At 42.2% G+C, this 15,079-nt stretch carries 11 protein-coding genes; 4 read left to right on the plus strand and 7 right to left on the minus strand.

The annotated features are described in order from the left end of the window. Nucleotides 1-8: 8 nt before the first annotated feature. Both proC and FTT70_RS07745 read left to right on the plus strand, forming a co-directional pair. Nucleotides 9-836: a pyrroline-5-carboxylate reductase gene (gene proC, locus FTT70_RS07740; protein WP_096902428.1), complete on the plus strand. Its 828-nt coding sequence runs from the start codon at nt 9-11 to the stop codon at nt 834-836. 42 nt (nt 837-878) lie between these two features. Then, nucleotides 879-1,448 (plus strand): YggT family protein, encoded by a 570-nt coding sequence (locus FTT70_RS07745; protein WP_180168469.1) that lies wholly within the window; start codon nt 879-881, stop codon nt 1,446-1,448. 162 nt (nt 1,449-1,610) lie between these two features. On the opposite strand, the gene polA is transcribed toward FTT70_RS07745, so the two are convergent. Next, nucleotides 1,611-4,370 (minus strand): DNA polymerase I, encoded by a 2,760-nt coding sequence (gene polA, locus FTT70_RS07750; RefSeq protein WP_004975176.1) that lies wholly within the window; start codon nt 4,368-4,370, stop codon nt 1,611-1,613. A gap of 182 nt (nt 4,371-4,552) precedes the next feature. Here polA and FTT70_RS07755 point away from each other — a divergent pair, with 182 nt between their 5' ends. Next, a complete protein-coding gene (locus FTT70_RS07755) occupies nt 4,553-7,564 on the plus strand; it encodes a DUF2339 domain-containing protein (protein WP_180168470.1) in 3,012 nt (1,003 codons plus the stop codon). A 48-nt stretch (nt 7,565-7,612) separates the two neighbouring features. Here FTT70_RS07755 and FTT70_RS07760 read toward each other — a convergent pair whose 3' ends face one another. Next, complete coding sequence (locus FTT70_RS07760) at nt 7,613-8,536, minus strand: mechanosensitive ion channel family protein (RefSeq protein ID WP_096902425.1); 924 nt, start codon at nt 8,534-8,536, stop codon at nt 7,613-7,615. 9 nt (nt 8,537-8,545) lie between these two features. Continuing rightward, nucleotides 8,546-9,367: a hypothetical protein gene (locus FTT70_RS07765; RefSeq protein ID WP_004975182.1), complete on the minus strand. Its 822-nt coding sequence runs from the start codon at nt 9,365-9,367 to the stop codon at nt 8,546-8,548. A 102-nt stretch (nt 9,368-9,469) separates the two neighbouring features. Here FTT70_RS07765 and gspE point away from each other — a divergent pair, with 102 nt between their 5' ends. Next, the gene (gene gspE / locus FTT70_RS07770; protein ID WP_004975184.1) at nt 9,470-10,957 is read left to right on the plus strand and encodes a type II secretion system ATPase GspE; all 1,488 of its coding nucleotides are present in this window, start codon (nt 9,470-9,472) and stop codon (nt 10,955-10,957) included. A gap of 80 nt (nt 10,958-11,037) precedes the next feature. On the opposite strand, the gene FTT70_RS07775 is transcribed toward gspE, so the two are convergent. The 4 genes from FTT70_RS07775 to FTT70_RS07790 all read right to left on the minus strand — a co-directional run bounded on the left by FTT70_RS07775 (nt 11,038) and on the right by FTT70_RS07790 (nt 14,518). Continuing rightward, entirely contained in the window at nt 11,038-11,862 is an 825-nt protein-coding gene (locus FTT70_RS07775; protein ID WP_004975186.1) for a carbon-nitrogen hydrolase family protein, read from the minus strand. A gap of 21 nt (nt 11,863-11,883) precedes the next feature. Continuing rightward, the gene (gigB, locus tag FTT70_RS07780; RefSeq protein WP_004975187.1) at nt 11,884-12,411 is read right to left on the minus strand and encodes an anti-anti-sigma factor GigB; all 528 of its coding nucleotides are present in this window, start codon (nt 12,409-12,411) and stop codon (nt 11,884-11,886) included. A gap of 113 nt (nt 12,412-12,524) precedes the next feature. Beyond that, nucleotides 12,525-13,493: an RsbU family protein phosphatase GigA gene (gene gigA, locus FTT70_RS07785; protein WP_096902424.1), complete on the minus strand. Its 969-nt coding sequence runs from the start codon at nt 13,491-13,493 to the stop codon at nt 12,525-12,527. A gap of 101 nt (nt 13,494-13,594) precedes the next feature. Then, nucleotides 13,595-14,518, minus strand: a complete 924-nt coding sequence (locus FTT70_RS07790; RefSeq protein ID WP_180095231.1) for a VacJ family lipoprotein — start codon at nt 14,516-14,518, stop codon at nt 13,595-13,597. Nucleotides 14,519-15,079: the final 561 nt, after the last annotated feature.

A 15,079-nucleotide genomic window follows, 5' to 3' on the forward strand; every position in this document is an offset into this window, starting at 1 on the left:
CGTGAATCATGAGTGCAGTATTGAATTGTAATATTAGTTTCATTGGCGGTGGCAACATGGCGCAAGCCTTGATTGGTGGTTTGATTGCCAGAGGTTTGCCGCCAACCCGTATTACAGTTTCAGACCCTGTAGAACAAGTGCGTGAATTATTAAAAGAAAAAGATGTGCATGTCACTGAGGATAATTTGGCCGCGATTGCAGATGCAGATATTGTGGTATTTGCAGTCAAACCACAGGTTTTGGCACAAGTATTGCGTCCATTGCACGGTCAGTTTGAAGATAAACTGGTGATTTCGATTGTTGCGGGCGCAGAAATTGCCACGATTTCTGAGTTATTACGTACAGAACGTGTAGTGCGGGTAATGCCAAATACGCCTGCTTTGGTGCAAACAGGTGCACATGGTTTGTATGCAACCGAACAGGTCAATAGCACTGACCGTGAATTGGCAAGTCAGGTTTTGGCAGCGACAGGTTTAACTATTTGGGTAAACTCTGAGGCGCAAATTGATGCTGTGACTGCAGTATCTGGTTCAGGGCCAGCATATTTCTTCTATTTGATGGAAAGTATGATTCGTGCAGGCAAGAACTTAGGTTTAGATGAAAAAGTGGCGACAGCACTGACGTTACAAACTGCTTTGGGTGCAGCACAAATGGCAATTACCAGCTCGAATACACCTGCAGAATTACGCAAAAATGTAACTTCACCAAATGGCACGACCCAAGCGGCAATTGAAGTGTTTGATCATGCGCAAATTTCACAAAATATTCAGGCGGCATTGGCTGCTGCTAAAACGCGTAGTCAAGAATTAGCGCAAGAGTTGAGTGATAGTATTTAATTATTGAAAAACAATGAATTTAAATTTTAGGAAAGTTTAAGTATGGGTGCAAATTCTGCGCTAATTTTTGGCATTATCATTAACGTAGCGATTTTGCTCGTATTCTTCCGTTTCTTAATGCAATTGGCAGCGGTGAGTCCTTATAACCCTGTGGTGCTTTCAACCATTAAAGCCACCAAAATTGTAGATGTATTTGGACGTATTTTTCCAACGCTTGGCAAAGGTCGAGTTAACTCTGCAGCCTTGGCTTTGTTGGTGGTGTTGTATCTACTCAAAATTTTTGGTGTTATGTATCTCAATGGTGCGATGCCGAATAGTCCAATTCACTTACTGATTCTGACTTTTGTGACCATGATTCAGGATTTAATCCGTTTCTGTCGTTATTTGATTTTTGCCACCATTATTTTGAGTTGGGTGGTGATGTTTACTCAATCTCGTGGCCCGTATATTGAGGTGATTCAAGAGTTGGCAGAGCCGTTATTAGCACCATTTCGTCGTTTATTGCCGAACATGGGCATGATTGATTTGTCGCCAATTATTGCATTTTTGGCTTTATATATCGCTGAAATTATTATGAATCAGGTAGCGATTGTATTGCTGACTGGCTTATAAGTCGCATTATCCTAAAACATTAAAAAGGACTCAAATCGAGTCCTTTTTTTGTAGTTTAAGTTTGGGCTGACGACCTTAATGAGTCTTCAGAAATACAAATAACCTGCATCCTGACCTCCTTCTAGGCGAAGGAAGGTGCTGAAAAAAGAGAGCGCAACGACTTTAGTGCGCTTCATCCCAGTTATTGCCTTTTCCGACTTCCACCACCAATGGTACAGAAATTTCCACCACAGATTGCATGACTTCTGCCAACTTCGGCGCGAGTTCATCTGCCGCATCTGCATCGACTTCAAATACCAATTCATCGTGTACTTGCAGCAACATTTTGGCTTGCGCTTGCGGTAACATTTTGTCGACTTCAATCATCGCCATTTTAATAATATCAGCTGCAGAGCCTTGTAATGGCGCGTTAATTGCCGCACGTTCTGCCGCTTTACGTACCATCATATTACGTGCAGCAATATCTGGCGTATAGAGGCGACGACCTAAAATAGTTTCTACAAAACCTTGTTCTAGCGCGACTTGGCGGGTACGTTGCATATATTCATAAATGCCCGGATAACGCTGGAAGTATTGCTTGATGTAGTTTTGTGATTCTTCACGGGTAAACCCAAGCTGACGAATTAAGCCAAATTCCGACATGCCGTAGAGCAGACCGAAGTTTACAGCTTTGGCCTGACGACGCTGATCTGAGGTTACGTCTTCTAAGGCAATACCCAAGACTTCTGCCGCAGTACGGCGGTGCACGTCTTGTCCATGGTTAAAGGCATCGAGTAGGGCATCATCTTGTGAAAAATGTGCCATTAAACGCAATTCGATTTGCGAGTAGTCGGCTGCCAACAACACGCGACCTTCAGGTGCGACAAAGGCTTTACGAATTTGACGACCAATTTCGGTACGAATTGGAATGTTTTGTAAGTTTGGATCAGTAGAAGATAAACGCCCTGTTGCAGTCAAAGCTTGGTGATAACTGGTATGCACTCGATGCGTATCGTTGTTGGCTTGTTTCAGTAAGCCATCGGTATAGGTGCTTTTGAGTTTAGATAAACCACGGTAGTCTAAAATTAAACTACTGATCGGATGCTCAATTTTTTCCAAAACACTTTCACTGGTACTGTATTGACCTGTTGCGGTTTTCTTGCCGCCTTTGAGTCCGAGTTTATCAAACAGGATTTCGCCCACTTGTTTCGGTGAGCTGACATTAAAGTTTTCACCTGCCAATTCTACAATTTGGTTTTCCAAATCTTGCATGGTTTGGGAAAAATCGACACCCAATTGATCTAAAAATTTCAGATCAAGCTGAATGCCATTTTCTTCCATACTGGTCAGCACACGCGCCACAGGCATTTCGATGTTGTGCAAAATATTGACCAATTCAGGATGCTTTTGTAGCTTCGCAGACAGCACTTCATATAAACGATACGTAACATGCGCATCTTCTGCAGCGTAGTGCGCAGCCGTTTCAATTTCAATTTGATTGAAAGTTTTTTGCTTGACGCCTTTGCCTGCAATTTGCTCATAAGATGTGGTCAGGTGGCTTAAATATAAGCGTGCCACATCATCCATGCCGTGACGGGTTGCGACAGAGTTAAGCACATAAGATGCCAACATGGTATCGAAATACCAACCTTGTAAATGAATACCGTGATTTTCAAGCACATGCGCATCATATTTTAAATGATGCCCAATTTTATCCACCGCATTATTTTCTAAAATAGGTTTGATTTGTGCCAAAACCTGATCACGGTTGAGCTGCTGTGGTGCGCCCTCATAATCATGCGCCAAAGGTACGTAATAGGCATCTTTGGCATCGAACGCGATAGAAAAACCAACAATTTCTGCAACGCGATAATCCAGACTGGTGGTTTCTGTATCAAAGGCAAAACGCTGTGCAGTTTGCAAGCGTTGCAGCAAAGCATCCCAATGCGCCTGATCTAAAATGGTGTGGTATGTTGCTGCACCGAGTTGATCATCAACACTGCTTTGCGTGGCTTGATCTTCAGTTTCAATTTCATTGGCTGTCGGTGCGGCGACTGTTTTTGCAGCTTGTTTATAATTGCTGTTATTTGGATTATTTGGATGATCGAGCGATTGTAATTGATTACGGAATTCTAGCTCGGTATATAAATTGCGTAAGGCTTCAACATTAGGGTCTTGTAGTTTTAGATCGGCATAACCAAAGTTCAGATCAAGGTCACAAACAATGCTGGCGAGTTGATGATCTAGCGCGATGCCATCGGCATTGTCTTTAATATTTTGTCCGACTTTGCCTTTAATATGATCGACATTTTCTAAAATCGCACCAATCGAGCCATATTCGGTCAGTAGTTTTGCAGCAGTTTTGGCGCCAATGCCGGGCACGCCCATAATACCATCAGAAGCATCACCCATGAGGGTCAGATAATCAATAATTTGATGCGGCCATACGCCAAACTTGTCAAATACAGCCTGAATATCCATTGGCTTTTCTTTGAAGCTGTCTTCAAGGGTAACTTTTTCAGTCACCAACTGCGCCATGTCTTTATCGCCCGTAGAAATCAGTACTTGCTGTCCTTCGGCTTCGGCACGTTTGGCTAAAGTTCCAATAATATCATCGGCTTCTGCGCCTGGTAGCATGTAAAGTGGAATACCCAAAGCACGAATTAAAGCATGTAAGTATGGAATTTGCTGAGAAAGTTCCTCAGGCATACTTGGGCGGTCACCTTTATAAATTGGCGATAGTTCGTGACGGAAAGTCGGCTCAGGCGTATCAAAAATTACCGCCATGTGAGTAGGCTGAGTACGACGCATCAACTTTTGAATCGCAGAGATCGCGCCACGAATAGCATTGGTATGTAAACCAGTTGACGTGGTTAATGGTGGTAGTGCGTGAAAGGCACGAAATAGAAAATATGAGCCATCGACCAAGACAAATGGTGGCATGGATTGATTCCTTCTGCAAATAAGCAGTTTATTGTACGTGATTTTTGCAGTTGTCGCAGAAACTGATTTTTAAGGCAAGTGTTGCAGACGCACAGTTACCGAATTGCTGATGAATCCTGATTCAGAATCGTGCTGTCTGTTGTATGATCGGAGCCATGACAATATCAATAAAATGAAGAGCAATGCAGACAGGGCAGAATGAAATTCGAATCATTTGGTTCATGCTATTAATCATAATTTCAATTGGCGCATGGTGGCTCGGTGTGCCGATGCTGAGTTATATCTGTGCAGTTGCTGCGGTGGTCAGCGTGATGTTTTTTGTGGGACGAGTGCAGAACTCACTGGAACAGGTTGTGGATGCACAGTCACAAGTACAACGCCAAAGCTCTAAAACTCCTTTATATATCGCCGCTTTTATTGCTTTTTTAGGAATATTGCTGGATTGGTATTTACTGACATCTATTGCTTTAAGTGCATGGATTTTTATGTTGTTGCGATGGTTGCAGCGTTTGGAGCAAGGACTGTATCAATTACAGCAATTACAAAGTGCCGCTAAGCTTCAGGCGCATGCTCAAAAGAGCTATCCTCAAAAGACCAATGCTCAAGAGAAAAAGGTTCAAACGCAATTCGCAGAGCATATTTTAGCCAATACATCTGAAGTTGATGCAAGTCTTTCATCAGTTAAGGCAAATGTGGATGATGGTGTTATATCAACCGCTTCTCAACCTGAAACCATCGCTATTCAATCTGATTCCACATTATCGAGCGAGCCGAATTCTGTTCGGGAACAAGCAGCTCAAGTTTCTTATCCATATCAAGACCAAGAGTATCTACATCAAGAATATTCAGCTCCAGATTTAGCCAAATCCTCAAGGTCTGTTGCACCTTTTGCAACTCAGTCGCGCTCATCAAGTAACAGTTTATTGCAACAAGCTCAATCATGGCTGATACATGGTAATCCTGTATTAAAAGCAGCAATTGTAGTGTTACTCATAGGCGTGGTGTTACTGCTACGTTTTGCTACTGAACATTGGCAATTTAGTTTGGCAGTGAAACTTTTGTTCGTTGCTGGCGTGAGTGCAGCAGTGACAGTATTCGGTTATCTGTTACGCAACAAAAATCGCAGCTTTGCTTTGGGTGTGCAAGGTTTGGGGTTGGCTGGGCTGTGTCTGACCTTATTTTTTGCCTATTACAATTTGGTCATTCCAAATTTAGCTATCGCCAGTCTGTGTTTTATTGTGGTGATGTTGCTCACGCTCTGGCTGAGTTTAAAACAACAATCAGTCGAACTTGCCCTCATGGCAATGCTGATTGCGTATTTCGCACCGTTTACTTTACCTGTTCGTAATGCAACAGCCATTGAATTTATTGCCTATTATTTGCTGATTAATATTTCGGTTGCCATTTTAAGTAGTTTACGTCCGTGGAAATATTTAAATCAAATTGCGTTTTTAATGACGGTTGTGGTGGGTGGCAGCTATGCCTTTTATCATGGTTATATCTTTGAACGGCAGGTGCTAACGCTTTTAGTTTTGGCGCATGCGGCTATTTTTATTTGGTTGGGTTTTCGCTTTAGTCAGCTTTTGGCACAGGAAGATGTCGCCACGTTTCAGCTGAAACCTATTTTAGACCTTGCCTTGATTTTTGGCGCACCCATTGTCGGTTATGCCTGTTTATATCTGATGTATTTTGAAGAAACAGCAGAGCAGGCAGCCTTTAGTTTGTTATTTGCGGTGGTTTTTGCAGGTTTGTATTGGCTGACCAAACAGCATCGGCAGACACAATTTATTGCACAAAGTTATTTCAGTTTGATGCTGATTTTTAGTGTGTTGGTTCCACCTATTTTACTGCCTGAACAATGGAGTGTCATTGGTTGGGCATTACAAGGCGTGGCTGTGTTTATTTTTGCCTTTATTCAATATTCTAAAATTAGCCGTTATTTGGCACTAGGTTTGTTTGCCGTAGCGGGCTTATCTGGGCTGTATTATTTAGTAGAGTTGCCTTATTTCGAGCGCAGTATTTATTGGGTACTGAGCCTAAGTTATGCCACGGTTGTGGTGTTTTCCAACAGCCGTGCAGCTTTCAGACAACAACTGAGCACAGCAACCACGAGCGTACTGTGTTTAATGATGTTGTCTGCAACCAGTTTATGGCTATGGTTAGGTTTAGATTACTTTGATGGAGAACTTGCAACCGTACAGACGCTTTTGGCGGTGGTGGTCATTTATTTACTTATCAACGAAGTACTACTTTCTCGTCAAGCGACATGGTCATGGCTATTGCCCAAATGGTTAGGTCTAACGCCAGTTTCGCTCACTGCAGCAGGATTATTATTCAGCCGTAGCTATGATGGAGCGGTACATTGGGTTTCGGGTACTGAACGTCTGCTATTTGCCTTGTTTGCAGGCGTGCTCAGTGTGTTGTGGTTGCGTCCTTTATGGACTGTCCGCAGCGACAAAGAATGGCTGAGTTTAGGACTGTTACCCATTTTGGCGATGGCGAGTTTAACGCTGTTACCCCAGCATCCGTATAGCAGCGTGGTGATTTTACCATTGCTCTTTGCGGCGTGGTGTTGGTGGCAACAACCAGATTCAGATTGGCGCAAATTTTGGTATGCGCGTAGCAATTTAATCTTCATGTTGATGTGGATGCTATGTTCACAACTGTTGACTGAACACGCATTTTACGGCTATGTACTGCCTATTTTGAATCCATTTGATTTGGTCAGTATAGCCATGTTGGTGGCTATTTTGTGGATGTTGAATCTGCAACGCAAAACCCATTTAGACCAAGGCTTGGCAGCGGTAATTATGGTCTTGAGTTTACTGTGGCTAAGTAGTTATGTGCTATTACGTGCCTTACATCTGTATTTGGGAACGCCAATCAACCAAATTGCTGTTTGGCAAGATGCCACTGTGCAGCTCAGTTTGACCTTGCTTTGGGTGAGTTTGGCTTGTATCGCCATGTGGATTGCCAGTCTGAAACAATTACGTGCCTTGTGGATTTTAGGCAGCAGTATTTTGGTGATTGTGACCTTAAAATTGGTGCTTTTAGATTTATCTAATATTGGGACTTTAATGCGCGTGCTGTCATTCTTTGCTGCAGGTTTAGGTATGCTACTGATTGCATATATCGCCCCAATTCCTGAGCCAGATCTCGCAAAAAACAACACTTCGCCGTCTTCCAAAGCTTGAGCAGATCCTCAAGTTTAGTTAGAGGCAAAGTGTCGAAGACTGAAACGATTACTTTAAGTCAGGTTCTCGTTTCAGTGCTTGGGCATTGGCATATTGATCAAGTTCTTCATTATTTAAAGGGCGCGATAAAGGATGATCAACAAAACCCATTTTGGGTACAGGAATTTCGATTTGGTTGTCTAGGAAACCATTACGGATACGTTCCTGCATTTCATCACGTACCTTTAAAAAGTTTTCTTGCTGACACCACACCGCAAACAACAATTCAATTGAAGATTCACGGAAAGCTGTAACTGTCACCGCGGGTTTAGGGTCAGACAGCACGAGCGGATATTGATTGGCGACACTGAGCAACACTTCACGCACTTTAATAATATCTTCGTGAAAATTAATCGCGAGGGTAATGGGCACACGTCGGATTGGAAACTTGGACAAGTTATGCACGGGTGCACGAATCAATTGTTCATTGGGTAAACGCACATAAATATTGTCTTGGGTCAGCAATTTAACTGAAAGTAAGTCAATTGAGATCACTTCACCTTCAATGGTGTGTCCGCGAATCAGGGTGATTTGAATGGTATCGCCCACTTCAAAAGAACCTTCGCCAATCAGGAACATACCACTAATTAAATTGGATGCCGAGGTTTGTGAGGCAAAACCCAAAGCCACGGTTAAAATACCCGCTGCACCTAAAAACACGCTGAGTTTAAAGCCTGCTTCTTTCAGGCTCGCCATCACAAACAGCAGGAAAATAAAGTAAAAAATCCCGCGTCGCCAAACTAAGCGTTGATGCGCATTAAAACGTGCGCCAATAGTGCGTACAAAAGTATTGGAAACAAAACGTGCAATTAAGAAACCAATCAAAGACAATACAATTGCGACCAAAATTTCGGTCAGACGATCTGTATTGATACTGGTAAAAATTCCTTTGAGGCTGTTGGTGATTTCTTTGGAAATATTGGAATCTGCCATAACATCCTCTTAGAAAAATGAATCAAACATATTAAATAAAGCACCTGCCGTTTCACGCGGTGGTTGCAAATAGGTCACTTCACCTGCATGTGGCGGGGTGCGATTTTCAATCCGAATTCGTGGCGGGCGGTCTAAACCTTCATGCATCACTTTAATTTGTGAAGTCCATAAACGACCTGTACTTTCGCTGAAAAATAAAGGCAGCGCAGGCACAGGCACATTCATTCGGTCAAAACGCAATTGTTGATTGCTGGTGTTGTGAAATTCAATCGGCGTGACGGCACGAAATGCACGTGGTTTTAATTGATGTAATTCGGTACGGCCATCGACTGCTGTGGCATAGCAAATTTCACCTGTACGATGATTGGGGCCAAACCAAGTATCTTTCGGGCGAATAATCGGCAAATCAAAAATGGGTTCACGTTGACCATCGACAAAGGCAGACATCCACAACGGTGTGCTGATATACAAGGTGCCGCGTTGCCCCGCAGGAATATAAATTGGATCGACAGGTTTAATCACCACTGAACGGTCTGCCAAACGAGGCATGAGCTGTAATTTACTTTGTGTAGATTTGAACATATAGCGTTCAATTTTCACAGGTTGTGGAAAGGCAAATTCAGGATCATCAATGTTATGCCATTGCTGTTCATAATCGTATTGAACCTGCGGGCGATAATATTCCAAACGCCATTCTTGCATACCACGGGTCAAACGTACTAAGAGTGAGCCAAATTGCCACGTTTTAGGACGATTGAGCTCAAACTCATAATCACCCCACCATTTTAATTTAGCCGAATCAGTTTCTGAAATCTCATGATTTTGTGACAATGGCCTATCCCTTTCTTGATAAATCAGCGAAAACAGACTTCACGCTGTCATACGCTTAGAGTACACTCAAATTAAATTTTTTCATCATTATTATAATCGCTGATGCAAGTACTGAAACAATTACAAATACCGTATAGCTTTGCCAAACGCCATGGGGTGTTAATTCGTTATGAGGGCGATCATGCCTTTATTGTACGTCGTGAAAATACGCCGATGCTTGCCATTCAGGAGGCGCGTCGTTTTTTGGGGCATCCTGCACAGCATCAACTTTGTAGCGATCAGGAATTTCACCAATTATTAAGCAGCAGTTTTGCAGGTGATACAGGCGAGTCGCAGCAAGTCGCTGCGGGATTGGAAGATCACCCTGACTTGCTTAGTTTGGCAGATTCAGTTCCTGAAGCAGAAGACCTGATGGATCAGGAAGATGATGCACCGATTGTACGTTTAATCAATGCTTTACTGTCTGAAGCGATTCGGGTTGGCGCATCGGATATTCATATCGAATCTTTTGAGAAAAAACTGTCAGTCCGTTTGCGGGTCGATGGTCAGTTGCGTGAAATCGTGCAACCGCGCCGTGAACTTGCGCCTTTATTGGTGTCACGTATTAAAGTCATGGCAAAACTGGATATTGCCGAAAAACGTATCCCTCAAGATGGTCGTATTTCGCTCAGACTAGCAGGTCGTGAGGTCGATGTACGTGTGTCAACGCTGCCATCTTCGCATGGTGAGCGGGTGGTAATGCGTTTGCTGGATAAGCAAGCAGGTCGTTTAAACATGACGCACTTGGGGCTGATGCAAAATGATTATGAGCGCTTAAAGCAACTGGTACATCGACCACATGGAATTATTTTGGTTACAGGGCCGACGGGGTCGGGTAAAACCACGACCTTATATGCGGCTTTGTCAGACCTGAATGATGGCTCTAAAAATATTTTGACTGCAGAAGACCCGATTGAATATCAACTAGAGGGGATTGGGCAAACACAGGTCAACACCAAAGTAGATATGACCTTCGCTCGTGCTTTAAAAGCCATGCTGCGCCAAGACCCAGATGTGGTGATGGTGGGGGAGATTCGTGACTTGGAAACTGCTGAAATTGCGGTGCAGGCCTCTTTAACGGGTCACTTGGTATTATCTACACTACATACTAATACGGCTATTGGTGCAGTCACCCGTTTAAAAGATATGGGAATCGAGCCGTTCTTGCTGTCAAGTTCATTAATTGGGGTGATCGCGCAGCGTTTAGTGCGCACCTTATGTTCGCACTGCGCCACATGGCATGCTGCAGATGACTTTGAACAAGAACTCTTTAAAAGTGTGACCGATGCAAGCGATTTAAAACTTCCGCAACCGAAAGGCTGTGAACATTGCTCACATACAGGTTTTACTGGGCGGACTGCAATTTATGAAATTGTCCCTGTGGATGAAGCAATGCGCCGTTTGATTCATGGCAATGCCGCGGAATATGAACTGGAAGATTATGCACGACAGCAATCAGGTTCGATTCGTGAAGATGGATTGCGTAAGGTATTGGCAGGTAAAACCACTTTGGAAGAAGTGCTGCGCGTGACCAATGAAGCGGCTGAATAGCTAAAAAGTAAGGTTAAGATAAGAAATACAAAGAGTTGATCACTATATTGTTGATCAACCCTTTTTATTGAAATTCAATTTTAAAATTGCAATAAACGACGATGCTGCATTAACGGCATCGACTCTCGAATTTTGCTTTGTTCATCTAAATCAAAGGGCACTGTAATCAGTTGCGTACCTTCGTCTTGCACCATTGACAATAACTGTCCGCGTGAATTGGCAGCGCCTGAATGTCCCCAAGTCTGACGTTTTTCACCATGCCAACCTTGTTGGGCTGCACCTAAAACCTGACATTGACTGTCCATGCCACGCGCCTGCAAGAGCAATTGCCAATGCATTTGACCTGTGGTGTAAGTAAAAGCCGATGGCGCAGTTAAAATATTGGCGCCTTGCGCACGTAAAGTTAAGGCCAATTCAGGAAAGCGCAAGTCATAACACACCATTAAGCCAATGTTGCCAAACGGTGTTTTCGCCACAACGACTTCAGAACCGGGTTCAAAAAACTTAGATTCCTGATAACCACCAACAGAGTCACCAACTTGCACATCAAACAAATGAATTTTGTCATAACGTGCTTCAGTTTTTTCTGGGCTAATACATAAACTGACCGTACGCACACGACCATCTGCAATTGTTGAACCATCAGGGCGATATGGGCAGGGCAATGTACCCGCCACAATCCAGATTTGATATTGATGTGCAAGCTGTTCCAAACGCTGTTGAATACTTTCAAACTGTGCCGCGGTTTCGCATTGTTTGCCTGCTGCAAAGCAAACAAAGTTTTCTGGAAAAACGATCAGTTCTGCACCATCGGCTTTACTTTGTTGAATCAATGTTTCAATGATTTTGAAGTTTTCCTCAATATCATTTTGTGAGTTCATTTGAGCAACAGAAAGTAAAGTCATCAAAGCATTCCTGAGTGAAGATCAAGCGTTCTGCTGATTTTGCTCAGCACATTGATCGAGATTATCTTGTTCTTTTTGTAGCTGTTTCACCAAAGGTTCGAACATATTTTGGTTGTTTTCATTCAGCTTCATGAGGGTTTTATGGGCATCTAATACCGTAGTGAGCATATTGCTATGCGTGACGTGTTCTTCTACCAGCTCACGCGTGCAGACAGTTGGGTCACCACAGTAATTTAAAATCACAAACACCTGTCCTAAGCCCATGCTATTGGCGAGCGTAGTAATGTCTGGATTAGTAGAGAGCATAACTGCTTGAATGTTATGGATTTGTTTCAGTTTTAAGCCTAGCTTAGCCAATACACCTAAAACTGTACTGTCAATAAATGTAGTTTGGGTTAAATCTACAATTGCACCCACCACATTAGATTGCTGTTCAATTTTACTGAGTAGTTTGTCTAGACTAATACAAGATTGGGCACGCACTTCGCCAAAAAGCTTAAAGATATGCGTTCCATTCAAACTTGCATATTCAACATGACCTGTTGACATATAAATGCCATTTGCAGAGAAGGATTAGATAATTATCCCATAGCGACTATATAGACTCAAGTGGCTTACAGTCGTATATCTTGGGTTGAGAAGTTAACTGGCTGATTTATTGGTTATTTTGTTCGACACAAACTCAAGATCGCAATATCATCTGCTACATGATCGGGGGCTTGGAATGATTGATTTTGCAAGTGAAAGACCAATTGTTCAAACTGTTCATTCAAACCACCACTATAAGGTTCTAACGCACCATCGGAGCAGATAATAAACCGCGCCTGTTTATTTAATACGCACTCAAATTCCTCAACTTCTAAATCTTCAGTCAGTCCCAAAGGAAAACTACTGGTATTTAAAATTTTAGGTGCTTGATTGGGTTCGATAATAATGGCAGGTGGATAATGCCCCGCACTCGACCAACGCAGTTCGTGGGTTTCAATATTTAAAATCCCACTAATCATGGTGATATGCTTTTCAATATTTTCTTGAACCAACATGCCATTCAGCTTCTTAATCAGTTCGCGTGGTGTTTTGGAGCGACCATGAAATGCAGCCATCCAAGACGTTAGTAAACTACTAGTTACACCATGCCCAGAGACATCGGCTAAATAGAACATGATTTCTTTATCACTGATTTTCCAGTAATCAAACCAATCGCCCGACAAATAAGCCGAAGGTTTAAATAACGTATCTACACGGTAGTTGCACAGTTCGATAGGATTGGGCAGTAATTTTTTTTGTAATTCCGCCGCAGAAGGTAAGTCACGGCTGTCTTGATTGCGTTTATATTGTGCGTCAATTTTGCGTAAAGCTTGCGGTGGATTTTCTGGTAAACGACTCCACAACCAACCTGCTAAAGCGCCTTGTTCCCATGCTTGCACCAATGCTGTGCCTTCATCTTCAAAGGCCAATACAATCGTGGGTAAATTCCATTGATGGGTTAAATAATCTTGCACATCAGCAATTGCAATAATGGTTGGGTCATACAAGCTGATGTCATCTATGTGAATCATTTGCACACTAGGAAGTGTGTCGAGCACCTGTTCTAGATATGGAATATCACGTGTGGGTTGAATGAAATACATAGAGTTTTGTGTTGACCCTGAACCTAAACAAAGCGTTACTATAACAATGCCTGAATACTCAAGGAAAGTAAAAACTCACCTTGAGTAAAATGTTTTACAAATTATTCTTTGCTTTCTTCAGGCGGGTTTATTTCTTCTTGATCATCAAAAAGTTCTTCGGTTTCATCATCTACAAAAGAAATACTATCTGCATCGAGTCCTTTCTTTTCCGCAATTTCAAAGTTTTTACGTTGCAAGTAAATATCCCGAATCGCGGCATATTTATCGCCCTGTAATACTTGTTCTACATCTAGGAGTTGCGAGCGCGTATCTAGGCCGCGCATAACTTGCTCCGACCAATATAAACGGTCATTGCCATCTAAAATGTATTTTTGTGGACGTGCCTGACCATCTACAAGTGTGCCGAAACCATCACGGAAAGTACTTGGGCCGTAAATTGGTAGCATGACATAAGGCCCTGAAGGGACACCGTAGTAGCCCAAGGTTGTACCAAATTTTTCTTCTTCCGTGTCTAAACCTAAACGACGTGCAGGGTCAGCCATGCCTAAAGTAGTAATCGTATTTAAACTAAAACGACCTAAAGTTTTTGCGGCACGTAAAGGACGACCTTGAATCAATTGGTTAACCGCATTCCAAGGTTCGCCCAAGTTTTTACGAAATTGACGATATGAACCGCGCACTTCACCAGGGACTTTCTTTGTATATTGAACCGCAAGTGGACGCGCGATATTACGATCTAACATATCGTTGAATGCATAAATCTGACGGTTTAAAGGTTGCAGTGGGTCTTTGACTTCATCGGGTTGTGCAGCATTTGCATTCACTTTTAAATCTTTGGCTTTTACATTTTTTAATTCTTTAAGCGCATTCAAACGACTACTTTTAGTTTCAGAAGATGAGTCTGCCGCAATAACTTCAGTAGTTTCTTCTTGAGCAACTTCTTCAGTAGAAGGCGTTGTCGCATGTGTTGAGGTGATGAATCCTAAAGAAACAAGGCACACCCAAAGATATTTTTGTTGATACATAAAGAATCCTAGCGCTTAAATCTGAGTAAGCAAAAGCTGTTATATCGCCGATGGGTATATAGTAACAGTTAATTGAAACGATGTATTAAAGCAAATTTGCTCAAAATGTGTGTAGAAAAAGTAAAAATGAACAAAAAATAAACACCCGATATATTTCTTTTGAAAAAAGTCTTGCAAGGTAAAATATTTGCCCTATAATGCACATCCATCGGCGGTGATGAAGATTAAAACTTCTGATAAAACAATGACTTGGTTAAGAATGATTGAGTTGGGTTTTAGAAAGAAAGTTTAAAATAATTTAAATTACCAGTTGACACTTTAGAAATAAAGCGTAATATAGCCGACCTAGCTTGATGCTGACGAAGCATCGAGAAGATCATTAAGAGATTATGAAGAACAACTTGTGTGGATTTTTACTGATTGATTGATCGAAAATATTTCATTGATTGATTGGTTTAAATTACTCGAAGTTTATTTGAGCGAAATTTAAGTCAGAAAATTGATGAGCCAGATTTGGAAGTTTAGATTAAAACTTCAAAATGATTTTAACTGAAGAGTTTG

This window comes from Acinetobacter sp. YH01003 (assembly GCF_013420525.1).
In the GTDB taxonomy this organism is placed as follows: Bacteria; Pseudomonadota; Gammaproteobacteria; order Pseudomonadales; family Moraxellaceae; genus Acinetobacter; species Acinetobacter towneri.

Bases quoted from the DNA above. Each gene is read 5' to 3' on its own strand.
- gspE (WP_004975184.1), top strand. From the start codon at position 9,470: ATGCAAGTACTGAAACAATTACAAATACCGTATAGCTTTGCCAAACGC.
- proC (WP_096902428.1), top strand. From the start codon at position 9: ATGAGTGCAGTATTGAATTGTAATATTAGTTTCATTGGCGGTGGCAAC.
- gigA (WP_096902424.1), bottom strand. From the start codon at position 13,493: ATGTATTTCATTCAACCCACACGTGATATTCCATATCTAGAACAGGTG.
- FTT70_RS07790 (WP_180095231.1), bottom strand. From the start codon at position 14,518: ATGTATCAACAAAAATATCTTTGGGTGTGCCTTGTTTCTTTAGGATTC.
- FTT70_RS07745 (WP_180168469.1), top strand. From the start codon at position 879: ATGGGTGCAAATTCTGCGCTAATTTTTGGCATTATCATTAACGTAGCG.
- FTT70_RS07755 (WP_180168470.1), top strand. From the start codon at position 4,553: ATGCAGACAGGGCAGAATGAAATTCGAATCATTTGGTTCATGCTATTA.
- FTT70_RS07760 (WP_096902425.1), bottom strand. From the start codon at position 8,536: ATGGCAGATTCCAATATTTCCAAAGAAATCACCAACAGCCTCAAAGGA.
- FTT70_RS07775 (WP_004975186.1), bottom strand. From the start codon at position 11,862: ATGACTTTACTTTCTGTTGCTCAAATGAACTCACAAAATGATATTGAG.
- gigB (WP_004975187.1), bottom strand. From the start codon at position 12,411: ATGTCAACAGGTCATGTTGAATATGCAAGTTTGAATGGAACGCATATC.
- polA (WP_004975176.1), bottom strand. From the start codon at position 4,370: ATGCCACCATTTGTCTTGGTCGATGGCTCATATTTTCTATTTCGTGCC.